Origin of the sequence: Pseudomonas sp. D3-10, from assembly GCF_051132175.1 — a bacterium.
Taxonomy (GTDB): Bacteria; Pseudomonadota; Gammaproteobacteria; order Pseudomonadales; family Pseudomonadaceae; genus Aquipseudomonas.
In genome coordinates, this window is the sequence record NZ_CP071668.1 from 3,786,918 (window position 1) to 3,802,809 (window position 15,892).

15 protein-coding genes are annotated in these 15,892 nt (G+C 60.8%); 11 read left to right on the forward strand and 4 right to left on the reverse strand.

Annotation, left to right across the window (positions count from 1 at the left end; genetic code table 11):
* The first annotated feature begins 24 nt into the window (after positions 1 to 24).
* The 11 genes from J3P90_RS17005 to J3P90_RS17055 all read left to right on the forward strand — a co-directional run bounded on the left by J3P90_RS17005 (position 25) and on the right by J3P90_RS17055 (position 11,324).
* Entirely contained in the window at positions 25 to 636 is a 612-nt protein-coding gene (locus J3P90_RS17005; protein WP_434675088.1) for a hypothetical protein, read from the forward strand.
* A gap of 505 nt (positions 637 to 1,141) precedes the next feature.
* Positions 1,142 to 1,501, forward strand: a complete 360-nt coding sequence (locus J3P90_RS17010) for a DUF6124 family protein (RefSeq protein ID WP_434675089.1) — start codon at positions 1,142 to 1,144, stop codon at positions 1,499 to 1,501.
* A gap of 496 nt (positions 1,502 to 1,997) precedes the next feature.
* A complete protein-coding gene (locus J3P90_RS17015) occupies positions 1,998 to 2,468 on the forward strand; it encodes a hypothetical protein (protein WP_434610532.1) in 471 nt (156 codons plus the stop codon).
* Positions 2,469 to 2,825: 357 nt separating this feature from the next.
* Positions 2,826 to 4,241, forward strand: coding sequence for a cytochrome c oxidase accessory protein CcoG (ccoG, locus tag J3P90_RS17020; protein ID WP_434610530.1), 1,416 nt, complete (start codon positions 2,826 to 2,828; stop codon positions 4,239 to 4,241).
* Between the two features lie 11 nt (positions 4,242 to 4,252).
* Complete coding sequence (locus J3P90_RS17025; RefSeq protein WP_420764714.1) at positions 4,253 to 4,792, forward strand: FixH family protein; 540 nt, start codon at positions 4,253 to 4,255, stop codon at positions 4,790 to 4,792.
* 20 nt (positions 4,793 to 4,812) lie between these two features.
* The gene (locus J3P90_RS17030) at positions 4,813 to 7,263 is read left to right on the forward strand and encodes a heavy metal translocating P-type ATPase (protein WP_434675090.1); all 2,451 of its coding nucleotides are present in this window, start codon (positions 4,813 to 4,815) and stop codon (positions 7,261 to 7,263) included.
* Positions 7,264 to 7,287: 24 nt separating this feature from the next.
* On the forward strand, positions 7,288 to 7,506 hold the full coding sequence (gene ccoS, locus J3P90_RS17035; RefSeq protein ID WP_420764716.1) for a cbb3-type cytochrome oxidase assembly protein CcoS: 219 nt from the start codon (positions 7,288 to 7,290) through the stop codon (positions 7,504 to 7,506).
* Positions 7,499 to 8,182, forward strand: coding sequence for a sulfite exporter TauE/SafE family protein (locus J3P90_RS17040; protein ID WP_434563238.1), 684 nt, complete (start codon positions 7,499 to 7,501; stop codon positions 8,180 to 8,182). The genes ccoS and J3P90_RS17040 overlap by 8 nt, the downstream gene beginning before the upstream one ends.
* A 306-nt stretch (positions 8,183 to 8,488) precedes the next feature.
* Positions 8,489 to 9,871: an oxygen-independent coproporphyrinogen III oxidase gene (gene hemN, locus J3P90_RS17045; protein ID WP_434675091.1), complete on the forward strand. Its 1,383-nt coding sequence runs from the start codon at positions 8,489 to 8,491 to the stop codon at positions 9,869 to 9,871.
* Positions 9,872 to 9,965: 94 nt separating this feature from the next.
* Entirely contained in the window at positions 9,966 to 10,700 is a 735-nt protein-coding gene (fnr, locus tag J3P90_RS17050; protein WP_420764719.1) for a fumarate/nitrate reduction transcriptional regulator Fnr, read from the forward strand.
* Positions 10,701 to 10,775: 75 nt separating this feature from the next.
* Positions 10,776 to 11,324, forward strand: coding sequence for an adenine phosphoribosyltransferase (locus tag J3P90_RS17055; RefSeq protein WP_434610522.1), 549 nt, complete (start codon positions 10,776 to 10,778; stop codon positions 11,322 to 11,324).
* A gap of 130 nt (positions 11,325 to 11,454) precedes the next feature.
* Here J3P90_RS17055 and recR read toward each other — a convergent pair whose 3' ends face one another.
* The 4 genes from recR to dnaX form a co-directional block, all read right to left on the reverse strand.
* On the reverse strand, positions 11,455 to 12,057 hold the full coding sequence (gene recR, locus J3P90_RS17060; RefSeq protein ID WP_181286939.1) for a recombination mediator RecR: 603 nt from the start codon (positions 12,055 to 12,057) through the stop codon (positions 11,455 to 11,457).
* A 65-nt stretch (positions 12,058 to 12,122) separates the two neighbouring features.
* Positions 12,123 to 13,151: an NADP-dependent oxidoreductase gene (locus J3P90_RS17065; protein WP_434675092.1), complete on the reverse strand. Its 1,029-nt coding sequence runs from the start codon at positions 13,149 to 13,151 to the stop codon at positions 12,123 to 12,125.
* Between the two features lie 219 nt (positions 13,152 to 13,370).
* On the reverse strand, positions 13,371 to 13,709 hold the full coding sequence (locus J3P90_RS17070; protein ID WP_003183512.1) for a YbaB/EbfC family nucleoid-associated protein: 339 nt from the start codon (positions 13,707 to 13,709) through the stop codon (positions 13,371 to 13,373).
* A gap of 64 nt (positions 13,710 to 13,773) precedes the next feature.
* Positions 13,774 to 15,855, reverse strand: coding sequence for a DNA polymerase III subunit gamma/tau (gene dnaX, locus J3P90_RS17075; protein ID WP_434610518.1), 2,082 nt, complete (start codon positions 15,853 to 15,855; stop codon positions 13,774 to 13,776).
* Positions 15,856 to 15,892 lie beyond the last annotated feature (37 nt).

Genomic DNA, 15,892 nt, shown 5'->3' on the forward strand with positions numbered 1-15,892 from the left:
ACGAGGCTCGCTCAGGTCTGCGCCATGAGTATGGAAATTCGCAAGCATCTGGAAGTGAAACTACTGGCGGCGCTGCAGCAAACAACGTCAGCCCACTTGGACCTGAAGGCCAGCAAAAACAAACTTGGCCTGCTCGCTGCCAAGGAAAAATTTGGGGAAATCTACGTTCAACACCTAACCAAGGCCGACGGCTATTACGCGGGGTTGGAGCTCTATACCTGCGAGGCCTTCAGCTTCTGCAAAGAGCAATCCCCGCCCTACGAGAGCCGCCTGCTGAATGCATCGTTTTTATCGAAGAGCTCCTTGTCGGAGCAAGCAAAACAATTCGGTGACGAGCCGGGCGGCATCATCAGGACCCCGTCCCCTCAAGCCATCAGCGCAACCGTCAAGAAAATAAGCGAACGGCTCGAGAAATTTTACCTGCCCAAGGCAGAGCACAGCGTTCTTGGCTCCCCCACATTAATCGATGACGTGTTGGCCGAGCCGGATAACTATGCGTTCCCATTCCTGACGATTGTCTTTGCAGCGAACAAAAATAATCTGAGCCTGGATTCGGATTTGCTCAAGAACGCTCTGGCCACTAAATCAATATTCGGAAACAAGCAGTTCGACTTGCCGCTTGCGAAAAACTACTAGGCGCAGGTTAAGCGCACATTCCCGTGGCGAGGGAGCTTGCCCTTGCTGGGCTGCACAGCAGCCCCAAAAAGGCAGGCGCATTCCTACAGAAAAAACGCTGCGCCACCGAACGAAAGCAAGCTCCCTCGCACCGAATCCAGGGCATTACGAAGGCTTGTTTATTCTCCCTGCGCAATGCTTCCGACAAGCTACGAATCCTTGCGCCATTGCCTACAACTACGCCAGAATCCGCCCGCTTGTGCGCCTTGCCCATGGGTTCTATCGTTTCCCTGCCACTGCCCATCAGTGGTCGGGCTTGGCGGCCCGGTACACGAAAGGCGCAACAGCCCCCAATATGATTGCAATGTCTCTGACATTTGGCACTCCTATGTTATGGCGGGTTGCGCAAGGATCCCTTCGGGGATGCCGGGTTCCTTTCGTGCCGGTCCGCCAACCTTGCGTAACCCGTCACCCCACCTGCTTGGCGGCAGACGGTGATGGTTCCTCTTACGAAAGGAGCTGCACCATGTTCAAAATTACACCGAATCCCCCCGAAACAGAGCGCATCTCTGCGTCCACTCAATCCAAAACGAAGAAACAAGACGAAGCAGAAAAGCGCGCCTTGGATTACTACCTGCTACCGAAACCGGAAAAGTCCGAAGATGCATCCAAACCGGACCTGCTCTTCATCGTGGCAAAAAACGCCGACAACGAATGCCTGCTCGCTAACCTCAGCGAAAACCTGGCATCCGCTGACGCGATGATCAGCAACCTAGCCTTCGACCTCGAAGGCCCCTGCCGCCACATCGCCCTCGGCATCCTGCAATTGATCGAACTGAGTTCAATGCTGGCCAGCCGTGTACTGGATAACGTCGACCCACGATAGCTGCTACACCACCTCCGTGGCGAGGGAGCTTGCTCCCGCTGGGTGGCGAAGCCGCCCCAAAACAGACCGGCGCATCCCTACAGACACACCGCATCAGCCGGTTTACGACGGCTGCGCCGCCGAGCGGGAGCAAGCTCCCTCGCCACGGATCGCCTACACCTCAAAAGCAAGCGTGTAACCCGCCCTCACCAACCTGCAAGGCGACGTGCAAACCCTGAGCTTCGCCTACGACGCCCTCGGCCAGATGCGATTCAGCACGTCCAGTATGTGCGCAGTACAAAATCCGGAGCCACCTACAAGCTTGACTACCATCCAGGCGGCAGCCCTACCCAGCCCAACGTCCATGGAAATGATTATTGGAAGGTCTATAAAGTCAATAAAGCCGGTGAAGATGTTGTATTCGGCAGGATTGGACATAGTGACTTTAAAAATTATGACCCTCATAAAAGACTGACCCGTATACGTAAACGGCACGCTAATGAACGGTGGAACTTAAATGATTGATTTTGCAGCCGACATAAAATCCAAGCATTCAATTGCGAACATTTTATTGCAAGACAATATCTCGACCTACATGAATGAGCTCTATGAGCATCATAAAGTCGAGATAAAGAGCTACACGCTACCTGACGGTGAAACTAGAACAGCGTACGTAATCGATAGTACGCTCACCCTCTCGACCCTTCCTGACGGAACAATTTTTTCAATCGGCTGCAACGCGCGATACAAAGGGCTTTACCAAAATACGCTTTCCACAGGAATGCCTTTTGACCAGATAAAGAAGCTGACCGAACGCCAGCGCATATTTAATGGCATCATAATCCTCAACGAGGATTTTGGCTTCTGCTACGTCTTGCCAACACCTTATGACGAGATAGCTGACAGCATCGAAAACATACCGCCTACGCTAACGCTGGATGAAATTTACATATCCGACTTTTCTTCCTGGCTTCATAAACCGCAATAACATAAACCATCAAATTATCCGTCTGAATGCCAGCTAGAAAGAGGCAGCGCGGAACGCTGGCTGAGCACAAGATTTGAGGCGAAACGCAGATCCCCTGACGAGGGAGCTTGTTCACGCTGGGCGGCGAAGCCGCCCCCATCCAATCTCCGCCAATGCCATGCTCTGTCTATAGTCAATTGATCCAGGTCATGACTTGTTACATCCGCTACACCATTCGGCCCAGACACCCAACGCGACCAAAGGTCGCACCCTTGAGCCAGAGGGACAGGCGTATCATTGCGCCACTGCAACACCCTTTCTGACCGTGGTCGGCACGTACTGGCCTCGGCATTTTTCCACTGCCGTGGGATGCAATTGATGAGCAACCAGATTCCGGTACATGACGTTACCCCGCCTGCCAAAGACGCCAACAAAAGCGTCGACCTGTACGCCTCTCGGGAGAAAATCTACACCCGCGCCTTCACGGGCCTGTTCCGCAACCTTCGAATGGTTGGCGGGGGGTTTCTGTTCCTGCTGTATTTCGGCACGGTCTGGCTGAATTGGGGCGGTCACCAAGCCGTCTGGTGGAACCTGCCTGAACGCAAATTCTTTATTTTTGGTGCAACCTTCTGGCCCCAGGACTTCATCCTCCTCTCCGGCATGCTGATCATCGCCGCCTTCGGCCTGTTTTTCATCACGGTATATGCCGGGCGCGTCTGGTGCGGCTACACCTGCCCGCAAAGCGTCTGGACCTGGATCTTCATGTGGTGCGAAAAGGTCACCGAAGGCGACCGCAACCAGCGCATCAAGCTCGACAAGACGTCCATGAGCACCAATAAATTCCTGCGCAAATTCGCCAAGCACAGCCTGTGGCTACTGATCGGTTTCGTCACCGGCATGACCTTCGTCGGTTACTTCACCCCGATCCGCGAACTGGTGTTCGAGTTCTTCACCGGCCAGGCCGATGGCTGGTCGTATTTCTGGGTCGGATTCTTCACCTTGGCCACTTACGGCAATGCCGGCTGGCTGCGTGAACAAGTGTGCATCTACATGTGCCCTTACGCCCGCTTCCAGAGTGTGATGTTCGACAAAGACACCTTGATCGTTTCCTATGACCCGCGTCGCGGTGAAAGCCGTGGCCCGCGCAAGAAAGGCATCGATTACAAGGCCCTGGGCCTCGGCGATTGCATCGACTGCACCATGTGCGTCCAGGTCTGCCCCACCGGCATCGACATCCGCGACGGCTTGCAGATCGAGTGTATCGGCTGCGCAGCCTGCATAGATGCCTGCGACAACATCATGGACAAGATGGATTATCCGCGCGGGCTGATCAGCTACACCACCGAACACAACCTCTCGGGGCAAAAAACCCATAAACTGCGCCCGCGTCTGATCGGCTACGCCTTGGTGCTGCTGGCCATGATCAGCTTGCTGGTAACGGCGTTTTTCATGCGTTCGCTGGTGGGTTTCGACGTCAGCAAGGACCGCGTGCTGTACCGCGAGAACGCCGAAGGTCGGATCGAGAACGTCTACAGCCTGAAGATCATGAACAAGGACCAACGCGACCATACGTACGTCCTGGAAGCCGCCGGCCTGCCTGATCTCAAGCTCGAAGGCCGACGGGAAATCAAGGTCGCCGCCGGCGAGATCTACAGCCAGCCGGTCGAATTGTCCAGCGCACCTGAACAATTGCCATCGAGCACCAACGAGGTGACCTTCATCCTCAAGGATGCCGATGACGAAAGCGTCCATGTTGAAGCCAAGAGCCGGTTCATCGGCCCACAGACTCGTTGAGAGAAATGAACATGCCTGCAGCAACTGCCACCAGCCCTTGGTACAAGCACCTCTGGCCGTGGATCATCATCGGTATCCTTGCCTGCTCGGTAACGCTGAGCCTGACCATGGTGACCATCGCGGTGAACAACCCGGATAACCTGGTCAACGACAACTACTACGAAGCCGGTAAAGGCATCAACCGCTCCCTGGAGCGCGAACTGCTGGCCCAGACCCTGCAATTGCATGCCAATGTGCAGCTGGACGACCTCACCGGGGAAGTCAACCTGCGCCTGGACGGCAATAGCCGTCCCCAGACCCTCGAACTGAGCCTGATCTCACCCACCCAGCCGGAGAAGGACCGCAAGATCGTCCTGACCCGCAACGACAGCGAACCTGGGCGCTACGTTGGCCAATTGGCAGACAAGGTCGAAGGCCGGCGCTTTGTCGAACTGCTGGGGGCGCAGAACGAGAAGACCTGGCGCTTGTTCGAAGAAGAGCAGATCAACCACGAACAGGCCATCTTGCTCGGTGATGAACCGCTGCAAGGCGCTGAAGACCTGAAGAAATAAGCCGCTTTTATGCAGCAACCATGACCACCCCACGGCCCTGCTACCACTGCGCCCTGCCCGTCCCGCCCGGCAGTCGCTTCACCGCCGTTGTCCTCGGTGAAACCCGCGAGCTGTGCTGCCCGGGTTGCCAGGCGGTGGCCGAAGCGATTGTGGCCGGCGGTTTGGAAAGCTATTACCAGCATCGCAGTGAAGCATCGGCCAACCCCCAGTCCCTGCCGGTGCAACTGACCGAAGAACTGGCGCTGTACGATCGCCCTGACGTGCAGCAATCGTTCGTTCGCCATGAAGGCGAGCTTTGCGAAACCACCCTGCTGATGGAAGGCATCAGTTGCGCCGCCTGTGGCTGGCTGATCGAAAAGCACCTGCGCGCTTTGCCGGCGGTGGCCGAGGCGCGACTGAACCTGTCCAACCATCGCCTGCACGTCCGCTGGGCCGACGGCCAATTGCCGCTGAGCACCCTGCTCGCGCAATTGCGCCAGATCGGCTACGCCGCGCACCCGTACCAGGCCGACCAGGCTTGCGAACAGCTCGCCGCGCAAAACCGTCTGGCCCTGCGCCAGCTGGGCGTGGCCGGCTTGCTTTGGTTCCAGGCGATGATGGCGACCATGGCCACCTGGCCGGAATTCAACATCGACCTGAGCCCGGAGATGCACACCATCCTGCGCTGGGTCGCGCTATTCCTGACAACGCCCATTGTGTTCTACAGCTGCGCACCTTTTTTCAAGGGTGCCATGCGTGACCTGCGCACTCGCCACCTGACGATGGACGTTTCAGTCTCCCTGGCCATCGGTGGCGCGTACATTGCCGGCATCTGGACCTCCATTACCGGTGTCGGCGAGTTGTATTTCGATGCCGTCGGCATGTTCGCCCTGTTCCTGCTGGCCGGCCGCTACCTGGAACGCCGGGCTCGGGAACGCACCGCTGCGGCCACCGCCCAATTGGTGAACCTGTTGCCGGCCTCGTGCCTGCGCCTGGCGGATGACGGCCAGAGCGAGCGCATCCTGCTTAGCGAACTGCATACGGGCGACCGGGTGCTGGTGCAGCCCGGGGCTATCCTGCCCGCCGACGGCAGGATTCTCGAAGGGCAGTCCAGCGTCGACGAATCGCTGCTGACCGGTGAATACCTGCCGCAACCCCGCCAGGCCGGCGATGCAGTCACGGCGGGCACGCTGAACGTCGAGGGCGCGCTGACCGTTCAGGTATTGGCCTTGGGGCAGGACACTCGTTTGTCCGCCATCGTGCGCCTGCTGGAACGCGCCCAAGGCGAGAAGCCGCGCCTGGCGGAAATTGCCGACCGCGCCGCCCAATGGTTCCTGCTGTTCTCTCTGGTTGCCGCCTCCGCCATCGGCCTGTTGTGGTGGCATCTCGATGCTTCGCGCGCTTTCTGGATCGTCCTGGCGATGCTCGTCGCGACCTGCCCTTGCGCGCTGTCCCTGGCGACGCCAACCGCACTCACCGCAGCCACCGGCACCCTGCACAAACTCGGATTGTTGCTGACCCGCGGCCATGTGTTGGAAGGCCTGAACCAGATCGACACGGTGATTTTCGACAAGACCGGCACCCTTACCGAAGGCCGCTTGGCGTTGCGCGCCATCCGCCCCCTGGCGGCGCTCGACAGCGATCAGTGCCTGGCCTTGGCCGCCGCCTTGGAGAATCGCTCCGAACACCCGATTGCCCGCGCCTTCGGCCGGGCGCCACTGGCCGCTGAGAATGTGCAGAGTTTTCCGGGACTTGGGCTTGAGGGCTTGGTGGGGGAACAGCGATTGCGCATCGGCCATCCCGGCTTTGTCTGCGACCCGAGTGGCGCCACCGTACCGGTGATGCCGGACGAACCTGGGCAATGGCTGTTGCTGGGGGATGATGCCGGGCCGCTGGCCTGGTTTGTCCTCGACGACCGTCTGCGTACGGATGCCCCGGCCCTTGTCGCGGCCTGCAAGGCGCGGGGCTGGCGCACGCTCTTGCTGTCGGGCGACAGCTCGCCGATGGTCGCCAGCGTTGCCACCGGACTGGGCATCGATGAGGCTCGCGGCGGTCTGCGCCCGGACGACAAGCTGGCCGTGCTGCAGCAGTTGCGTCAACAGGGCCGCAAGGTGCTGGTGCTCGGCGACGGCGTGAACGATGTGCCGGTACTGGCAGCGGCGGATATCAGCGTCGCCATGGGCTCGGCCACCGACCTGGCCAAGACCAGCGCCGACGCGGTACTGCTGTCCAACCGCCTCGAGGCCCTGGTTCACGCCTTCAGCCTCGCCCGGCGCACCCGTCGGGTCATCATCGAGAACCTGGTCTGGGCGGGGCTGTACAATGGCCTCATGTTGCCGTTCGCCGCCCTTGGCTGGATCACTCCCGTGTGGGCTGCGGCCGGCATGTCCATCAGTTCGCTGACAGTGGTCTTGAACGCGCTGAGGCTGACCCGCCAACCCAAGGTGCAGGTTCTTGATGCCACGCCCGATACCCGTCCGCAGCCGGCCTGAGCCGCGCGGGCATGGAGGTCCGACATGCCAGCTCTTTACGTAATGATTCCGGCCGCGCTGCTGATCGTAGCGATCGCCGTCTACATATTCTTCTGGGCCGTGGACAGCGGCCAATACGACGACCTCGACGGCCCGGCCCACAGCATCCTGTTCGACGAACAAGACCCGAATCATAAGGCCGCGGTGGAAGAAGCAAGCGGCGAGGCCCAGAAACCGGACGACAAGGCGCCGCCCCATGCTTGATCTGGCGCCGCTGTTGATATCGGCCGTTATCCTCGGCCTGCTCGGCGGCGGCCACTGCCTGGGCATGTGCGGCGGTCTGATGGGCGCCCTCACCCTGGCGATTCCCAAAGAACAGCGCAGCCGGCGTTTTCGATTATTGCTGGCGTACAACCTGGGGCGGATCCTGAGTTACGCCACGGCGGGCTTGCTGATCGGACTGGCCGGCTGGGCCGTCGCCAACAGCCCGGCGGCGATGATCATGCGGGTGCTGGCCGGTCTGCTGCTGATCGCCATGGGCCTGTATCTCGCCGGATGGTGGAGCGGCCTGACCCGTATCGAGGGGATCGGCCGGGGCTTGTGGCGACACATCCAACCCGTCGCCAACCGCCTGCTGCCGGTATCAAGCCTGCCACGGGCCTTGCTGCTCGGCGCGCTGTGGGGGTGGCTGCCATGCGGGTTGGTCTACAGCACCCTTCTCTGGTCCGCCAGCCAGGGCAATGCGCTGGACAGCGCGCTATTGATGCTCGCCTTCGGCCTGGGTACCTGGCCGGTGCTCCTCGCCACTGGCCTGGCGGCCGAGCGTGTCACCGCCCTGTTGCGTAAACGCAGCGTGCGCATGGCCGGTGGGTTGTTGGTGATCGTCTTCGGCATCTGGACACTGCCGGGGCCGCATCAGCATTGGCTCATGGGCCATTGACCGAGTCGCCTCCTCCTCAAGCAGATTTAGAGGAAATGAGCACATCATGATCGCAGCCCTGTGGCGAGGGAGCTTGCTCCCGCTGGCCTGCGAAGCAGGCCCCTACACCCCCAGGCAGAAACGCATGTAACTGATATTGCGTCTGCTGCGCAGCCGAGCGGGAGCAAGCTCCCTCGCCACGGATTTTGCGTTGTCTGCACGAGCATCACCCTCGACGACTGCCAGCCCCGTTGACGCAAATCAACACGCCCTTTTCCACGCCCCCCTAGACTCGCGACCATGCCAGCCTATCCGGGGAACGCCCGCATGCTCGACGCCATCCGTTGGGACTCAGACCTCATCCGCCGCTACGACCTGGCGGGACCACGCTACACCTCTTATCCTACTGCGGCACAGTTCGCCGGCCAGGTGGGCACCTTCGACCTGCTCCACGCCCTGCGCGACAGCCGCAAGGCACACAGGCCATTGTCGCTGTACGTGCACGTGCCGTTTTGCGCGAACATCTGCTACTACTGCGCCTGCAATAAAGTCATTACCAAGGATCGCGGTCGTGCCCACACCTACCTGCGACGCCTGGAGCAGGAAATCCAACTGATCGGCTGCCATCTGGCCCCTTCCCAACGCGTGGAACAACTGCACCTGGGCGGTGGCACGCCGACGTTCCTGAGCCACGACGAGCTGCGCCAACTCATGGCCAGCCTGCGCAAGCATATGAATCTGGTGGACGACGATTCCGGCGACTACGGCATCGAAATCGATCCACGGGAAGCCGACTGGTCAACCATGGGCCTGCTGCGGGAGCTGGGCTTCAACCGGGTCAGCATCGGCCTGCAAGACCTCGACCCTGCCGTGCAGCGAGCCGTCAATCGCCTGCAGAGCCTGGAAGAAACCCGGGCGGTGATCGAAGCCGCCCGGACCTTGCAGTTCCGCTCGATCAACATCGACCTGATCTATGGCTTGCCCAAACAAACGCCGGAAAACTTCGCTCGCACGGTCGAAGAAGTCATCAGCCTGCAACCGGACCGTCTCTCGGTTTTCAATTACGCCCACCTGCCGGAGCGCTTCATGCCGCAGCGGCGGATCGATGGCCAGGACCTGCCTACCCCGGTGCAGAAACTGGCCATGCTGCAAGGCACCATCGAACAGCTGACCGCCGCCGGTTATCGCTACATCGGCATGGACCACTTCGCCCTCCCCGACGACGAACTGGCGATCGCCCAAGAAGAAGCGACCCTGCAGCGCAACTTCCAAGGCTATACCACCCATGGGCATTGCGACCTGATCGGCCTCGGCGTGTCAGCCATCAGCCAGGTCGGCGATTTGTACTGCCAGAACAGCAGCGACCTGACCCACTACCAGAACACCCTTGCCGACGGGCAACTGGCAACCAGCCGCGGGCTGATGTGCAACGCCGACGACCGTTTGCGACGCGCCGTGATCCAGCAGTTGATCTGCCATTTCTCGCTGGCGTTCGCCGAGATAGAGCGAGACTTCAATGTCGACTTGCGCGGTTATTTTGGCTCTTTATGGCCGCAACTACAGACGATGGCAGCCGATGGGCTGCTCGAATTGACGCAGACCCATATCAACGTACTGCCCGCGGGGCGCCTGCTGGTGCGTTCTGTCTGCATGGTGTTCGACGGTTATCTGCAGCAACAAAACCGCCAACGTTTTTCCCGGGTCATCTGAGCGCGACGATTTGACGGGGACACCGCACTGGCCGGAGTTTGTGCGCTGGGTTACCCTTACGTCTTATGTGTGTTTTCCCACAAGGATTTAAGAAATGTCCGAGCCAGTCAAATCCCGCGCTCACAGCCAGGCCCATTGCAAGGATTGCAGCCTGGCCCCTCTATGCCTGCCACTTTCGTTGAATCTGGAGGACATGGACGCGCTGGATGACATCGTCAAACGGGGACGGCCGCTGAAAAAAGGTGAGTTCCTGTTTCGCCAGGGCGATGGCTTCGACTCGGTTTACGCAGTGCGCTCGGGCGCCCTGAAGACGTTCAACCTGAGCGACGGTGGCGAAGAGCAGCTCACCGGTTTCCATCTGCCCAGCGAGCTTGTGGGCCTGTCGGGCATGGACACCGAGACCCACCCGGTCTCGGCCCAGGCACTGGAGACGACTTCGGTGTGCGAAATTCCTTTTGATCGTCTCGATGAGCTGGCGGTGCAGCTGCCGCAACTGCGTCGACAATTGATGCGGGTGATGAGCCGGGAAATTCGTGACGACCAGCAAATGATGCTGTTGCTTTCGAAGAAAACCGCCGACGAACGCATCGCCACGTTCCTGGTCAATCTCTCGGCGCGTTTTCGTGCCCGCGGGTTTTCGGCCAATCAGTTTCGCTTGAGCATGTCACGCAATGAAATGGGCAACTACCTGGGCCTGGCCGTGGAAACCGTGTCCAGGGTGTTCACCCGCTTCCAACAGAACGCGTTGATCGCAGCCGAAGGCAAGGAAATTCATATTCTCGACCCGATCCAGCTCTGCGCCCTGGCCGGCGGCTCGGTCGAAGGCTGATGCGCTCGCGCGGCTGAGGCTTTCGCCCCGTCGCGCTATACTGCCGCGTTTGCAGCCAGCCAGGACACCTCGACGATGGTCTTCGACTCCTTCGACATCAAATCCCTGATCCGCCCCGTGATCGACTTCCCCAAGCCAGGCGTGATCTTTCGCGATATCACTCCGCTGTTCCAGTCGCCCACTGCCCTGCGGCTGGTCATGGACAGCTTCGCCCATCGCTATGTCGAGGCCGATTTCACGCACATTGGCGCGATGGATGCCCGGGGCTTCCTGATCGGCTCGATCCTGGCCTATCAGTTGAACAAGCCGCTGGTGTTGTTTCGCAAACAGGGCAAGCTGCCAGCCGACGTACTGGCCGAGGGTTACCAGACCGAGTACGGCGAAGCCTTTCTTGAAGTGCACGCCGACAGCCTGTGCGAAGGGGATTCGGTGGTGATGTTCGATGACCTGATCGCCACTGGCGGAACGTTGATCGCCGCCGCCAACCTGATCCGCCGCATGGGCGCCAGGGTCCATGAAGCCGCGGCGATCATCGACTTGCCGGAACTGCTCGGCTCCCAGCGCCTGGAAGACATGGGCATCCCGACGTTCTGCCTGACGCAGTTCTCCCTCAGCGAAAAATAACCTGGCCAAATCACATAACCCATTGTGGGAGCGAGCCTGCTCGCGATGGCGGTAGATCTGTCGATACCTATACTGGCTGACACACCGCTATCGCGAGCAGGCTCGCTCCCACAAGGGATTCGTGTTGCGGCTACAACGCGATTGGCTTGCGCCCGGCAAACGAATGCGCCAGCGTCCCGCCGTCCACCAACTCAAGCTCCCCACCCAACGGCACGCCATGGGCGATGCGGGAGGCGACCAGGCCTTTATTGCTGAGCAGTTGGGCGATGTAATGCGCAGTGGCTTCGCCTTCGACCGTCGGGTTGGTGGCGAGGATGACTTCGGTAAACGTGCCCGCCTCCTCGATCCGCGCCATCAACTGCGGGATGCCGATGGCTTCAGGCCCCAGGCCGTCGAGCGGTGACAGGTGCCCCTTGAGCACAAAGTAACGGCCGCGAAAGCCGGTCTGCTCCACCGCATAGACATCCATAGGCCCCTCGACCACGCAGAGCAGGCTGTCGTCCCGTCGCGGGTCGGCGCATTGCGGGCAAAGATCGTCCTCGGTCAGGGTGCGACACTGGCGACAATGCCCGACACCTTCCATGGCCTGGCTCAACGCCTGGGCCAGGCGCGAGCCGCCGCTGCGATCACGCTCGAGCAGTTGCAACGCCATGCGCTGGGCGGTTTTCTGACCCACGCCTGGCAACGTTCGCAGGGCATCGATCAGTTGGCGGATCAAAGGGCTGAAGCTCATGGGGAAACGTCCGACATAACAACGAGACGCGGTTTATACCCGCGCCTCCGATTAGCGTCAAATACTCAATCGCGCGCTACTCGCACCACCAACTTGCCGAAATTTCGCCCCTCCAACATGCCGATGAAAGCCTGGGGCGCATTTTCAAGACCGTCGACCACGTCCTCGCGGAACTTGACCTTGCCATCGCGCACCCAAGGCGCCATGGCGCTGATGAATTCCGGCTGGCGGTCACCGTAGTCATCGAACACGATGAAACCCTGGATGCGCACGCGCTTGGTCAACAGCGTGCGTTGTAGTTGCGGCAGGCGATCCGGGCCACTTGGCGGCTGATGATCATTGTAGGATGCGATCAAGCCGCAAAGCGGGACGCGCGCCTTGGCGTTGAGCAGCGGCACGACCGCATCGAAGACCTTGCCGCCGACGTTTTCGTAATAGATATCGATACCTTGATCGCAAGCCCTGGCAAGCTCTTCGGCGAAATTCGCGCTTTTATGGTCAATACAGGCGTCGAAACCCAGCTCATCGACCACGTACTTGCATTTTTCGCCACCGCCGGCCACCCCCACCACCCGCAAGCCCTTGATCTTCGCCACCTGGCCAACCACGGAGCCCACGGCGCCCGACGCCGCCGCCACGACCAGGGTTTCCCCGGCCTTGGGCTGGCCAATGTCCATCAACCCCATGTAGGCCGTCATGCCCGGCATCCCCAACACCCCCAGCGCCATCGAGGGGCTGGGCAAGCCGGAAGGGATCGGAATGACATCGCGGCCATCGCTGATGCAGTGGCTCTGCCAACCCGTGGCCCCCACCACCAGATCACCCTCTTGGAATTTCGGATGCATCGAGCGCTCTACGCGGCTGACGGCACCACCGGTCATCACCTCATCGATCTGCACCGGCGCAGCGTAGGAAGGCGCGTCACTCATGCGCCCGCGCATGTAAGGGTCCAGTGACAGGAAGAGCGTCTTGAGCAGGATTTGTCCTTCGGCCAGATCGGGCAACGTCACGTGTTCAAGTCGAAAGCTTTCAGGGGTTGGCGCACCTTGGGGGCGCGAGGCCAGCACGATGCGCTGATTGGAAATCGATGACATGGAGGCGTCTCCTAGTTCGTTGAGCGTACACGTATAGGGAGCAGACCATTGCCTTGGGGGCGCGTTCGATGTTTATGCCGGGATAGCACGGTGCAGCCTGCTCCGGACGGCGTTCCGACGAAAGCAGTCGAACAGAGACCCCATTGCTCCTGCCAGAAACAAAAATGCCAGGCGCGATGCCTGGCATTGTGTGTAGCCCATCCCGAGCGCGATGGCGAATCAGAACGGCAGTTTCATGCCCGGCGGCAGCTGCATGCCAGCGGTCATGCCGGACATCTTGTCCTGGCTGTTCGCTTCGATCTTGCGCACTGCGTCGTTGACGGCGGCGGCGAACAGGGCTTCGAGCATTTCCTTGTCGTCTTCGCTCAGGCCTTCGACCACGCTCGGGTCGATGCTGACGCGCTTGATATCGTGGCGACCGGTCATGACCACCGTCACCATGTCGCCACCGGATTTGCCGGTGACTTCAGCGTTGGCCAGCTCTTCCTGCATCTTGGCCATTTTTTCCTGCATCTGCTGCGCCTGCTTCATCAGGCCGGCCATGCCACCTTTCATCATGGTAATCACCTCGAAAGTACTTGGATAAACAACGCGCCCGGCCTGCCCGGCCCGGCGCCTTCAGTTATGAGCCCTGGGTGACCGGGGCCTCGACAGGTTCGATAGTATCGTGACGGACCACGGCGCCGAACTGTTGCATCATCTGTTGGATGAACGGATCGTTCTGGATCGATTCCTCGGCTTCGCGCTGACGGTCGGCGCGGCGCCGGGACGCGGCCTGGGCCGGGGTTTCCTGCTCGGGCTTGATCAGCTCGATGGTCAACGTGAGAGTGCGCTGGTGGTACTGGTTCAGCGCATCGTTGAGGCGACGCTGTTGGGTTGCGTTGAACAGCGCGCTGTGGGCCGGATCCAGGTGCAGCAGCCAATGGTCGCCCTCGACCGAGATCAAGGTGCAGTTGGCGGCGATGCTACCGGTCATGCCACTGATCTGCAGCTTGGGGAACAGCTCCAGCCATTGCAGGGCCAGCCCAGTGGCGGGCATTGCCGCCGGTTCAGGTTCTGGCTCCGGTGCCGGTTCGGCGGCATGTTCGCTGGCCAGGTCGTCCAGGTAGCTGTAGGCCGAATCGATGTCCGGCTCGATGTAGTCCTCGTCCAGCGGCGGCTCATCGTCCAGATCGATGCCCGGCGTCGCGACCTCGACGTCGGCCACCGTCGGCTCCGGCATTGGCGCAGCCACCCACTCGGGTGCATCGGGCACCACGCTGTCGGGTGTCGGCAGGGGCATCGGCGGCAACTCGGGCTGCTCGGCGATGGTTTCCAAAACGGGCTCGACGGCGGGTTGCTGGACAACTTGCGGCTCGACCGGGTCGTTCCAAGGCAGGTCGATGACTTCTTCGGCGACGGGCTCGGGGAGCGCCTCGATGACCGGTTCGGGCTCTGGCTCAGGCGTGACGACAACAGGCGCCGGGGCCGGAATCGGCTGGGCTGCGGGCGCCACCGCCGTAGGAGCAGGAGCCGCTGCCGACGCAACAACGGGCGTGGCAGCCACTGGCTTGGCGGAATCAGCTGTGGCCTGGCTGATCCCCACTGGCTTTAGCGCTTGTCTCGGCGCGTCCGCGGTATCGGCCGGCCGGAACGCAAGCATTCGCAGCAGCACCATCTCGAAGCCGCCGCGCGGATCCGGTGCCAGTGGCAGGTCGCGACGGCCGATCAGGCCCATCTGGTAATAAAACTGTACGTCTTCGGCCGGCAGCGCCTGGGCCAAAGCCAACACGCGGTCCCGGTCGCCATGGCCGTTGTCGACCCCCTCGGGCAAGGCCTGGGCGATGGCGACACGGTGCAGCACGTTGAGAATCTCCGAGAGCACGCCATTCCAGTCCGGCCCCTGCTCGGCCAGGTGACGCACCGCTTCGAGCAATGCCTTTGCGTCCCCTTCGATCAGCGCAGTCAAAACGTCGTAGACCTGGCCGTGATCGAGGGTGCCCAGCATGGCGCGCACCTCGGCGGCCATGACCTTGCCTTCGCCGAAGGCAATGGCCTGGTCGGTCAGGCTCATGGCGTCACGCATCGAACCATCGGCGGCTCGTCCGAGCAGCCACAGCGCATCGTCCTCGAACGGCACGTTCTCCACGCCCAGCACATGGGTCAGGTGCTCGACGACCCGTTCCGGCGTCATGTTCTTCAGGGAGAACTGCAAGCAGCGCGACAAAATCGTTGCGGGAAGTTTCTGCGGATCGGTGGTCGCCAGGATGAATTTGACGTAGGGCGGCGGTTCTTCGAGGGTTTTGAGCAGCGCATTGAAGGAATGGCTGGAGAGCATGTGCACTTCGTCGATCAGGTAGACCTTGAAGCGCCCACGGCTCGGGGCGTACTGCACGTTGTCGAGCAGCTCGCGGGTATCCTCGACTTTGGTGCGGCTGGCGGCGTCGATTTCGATCAGGTCGACGAAACGACCTTCGTCGATTTCCCGGCAGACCGAACATTCGCCGCAAGGCGTCGACGTAATACCGGTTTCACAGTTCACGCACTTGGCGATGATCCGCGCAATGGTGGTCTTGCCCACGCCGCGGGTACCGGTGAACAGATAGGCATGGTGCAGCCGCTGGCTGTCCAAGGCATTGATCAGAGCCTTGAGCACATGGGTCTGGCCGACCATTTCGCGGAACGAGCGCGGACGCCATTTACGTGCAAGAACCTGATAACTCATCGAAAACCGTCGCAACGAAGGAACATAAGCGGCTAAT

Excerpts from the sequence above, each read along its gene's own strand:
- J3P90_RS17030 (WP_434675090.1), top strand. The coding sequence starts at position 4,813 with ATGACCACCCCACGGCCCTGCTACCACTGCGCCCTGCCCGTCCCGCCC.
- J3P90_RS17005 (WP_434675088.1), top strand. The coding sequence starts at position 25 with ATGAGTATGGAAATTCGCAAGCATCTGGAAGTGAAACTACTGGCGGCG.
- J3P90_RS17010 (WP_434675089.1), top strand. The coding sequence starts at position 1,142 with ATGTTCAAAATTACACCGAATCCCCCCGAAACAGAGCGCATCTCTGCG.
- ccoG (WP_434610530.1), top strand. The coding sequence starts at position 2,826 with ATGAGCAACCAGATTCCGGTACATGACGTTACCCCGCCTGCCAAAGAC.
- J3P90_RS17015 (WP_434610532.1), top strand. The coding sequence starts at position 1,998 with ATGATTGATTTTGCAGCCGACATAAAATCCAAGCATTCAATTGCGAAC.
- J3P90_RS17070 (WP_003183512.1), bottom strand. The coding sequence starts at position 13,709 with ATGATGAAAGGTGGCATGGCCGGCCTGATGAAGCAGGCGCAGCAGATG.
- ccoS (WP_420764716.1), top strand. The coding sequence starts at position 7,288 with ATGCCAGCTCTTTACGTAATGATTCCGGCCGCGCTGCTGATCGTAGCG.
- J3P90_RS17040 (WP_434563238.1), top strand. The coding sequence starts at position 7,499 with ATGCTTGATCTGGCGCCGCTGTTGATATCGGCCGTTATCCTCGGCCTG.
- hemN (WP_434675091.1), top strand. The coding sequence starts at position 8,489 with ATGCTCGACGCCATCCGTTGGGACTCAGACCTCATCCGCCGCTACGAC.
- fnr (WP_420764719.1), top strand. The coding sequence starts at position 9,966 with ATGTCCGAGCCAGTCAAATCCCGCGCTCACAGCCAGGCCCATTGCAAG.
- J3P90_RS17065 (WP_434675092.1), bottom strand. The coding sequence starts at position 13,151 with ATGTCATCGATTTCCAATCAGCGCATCGTGCTGGCCTCGCGCCCCCAA.
- J3P90_RS17055 (WP_434610522.1), top strand. The coding sequence starts at position 10,776 with ATGGTCTTCGACTCCTTCGACATCAAATCCCTGATCCGCCCCGTGATC.
- dnaX (WP_434610518.1), bottom strand. The coding sequence starts at position 15,855 with ATGAGTTATCAGGTTCTTGCACGTAAATGGCGTCCGCGCTCGTTCCGC.
- recR (WP_181286939.1), bottom strand. The coding sequence starts at position 12,057 with ATGAGCTTCAGCCCTTTGATCCGCCAACTGATCGATGCCCTGCGAACG.
- J3P90_RS17025 (WP_420764714.1), top strand. The coding sequence starts at position 4,253 with ATGCCTGCAGCAACTGCCACCAGCCCTTGGTACAAGCACCTCTGGCCG.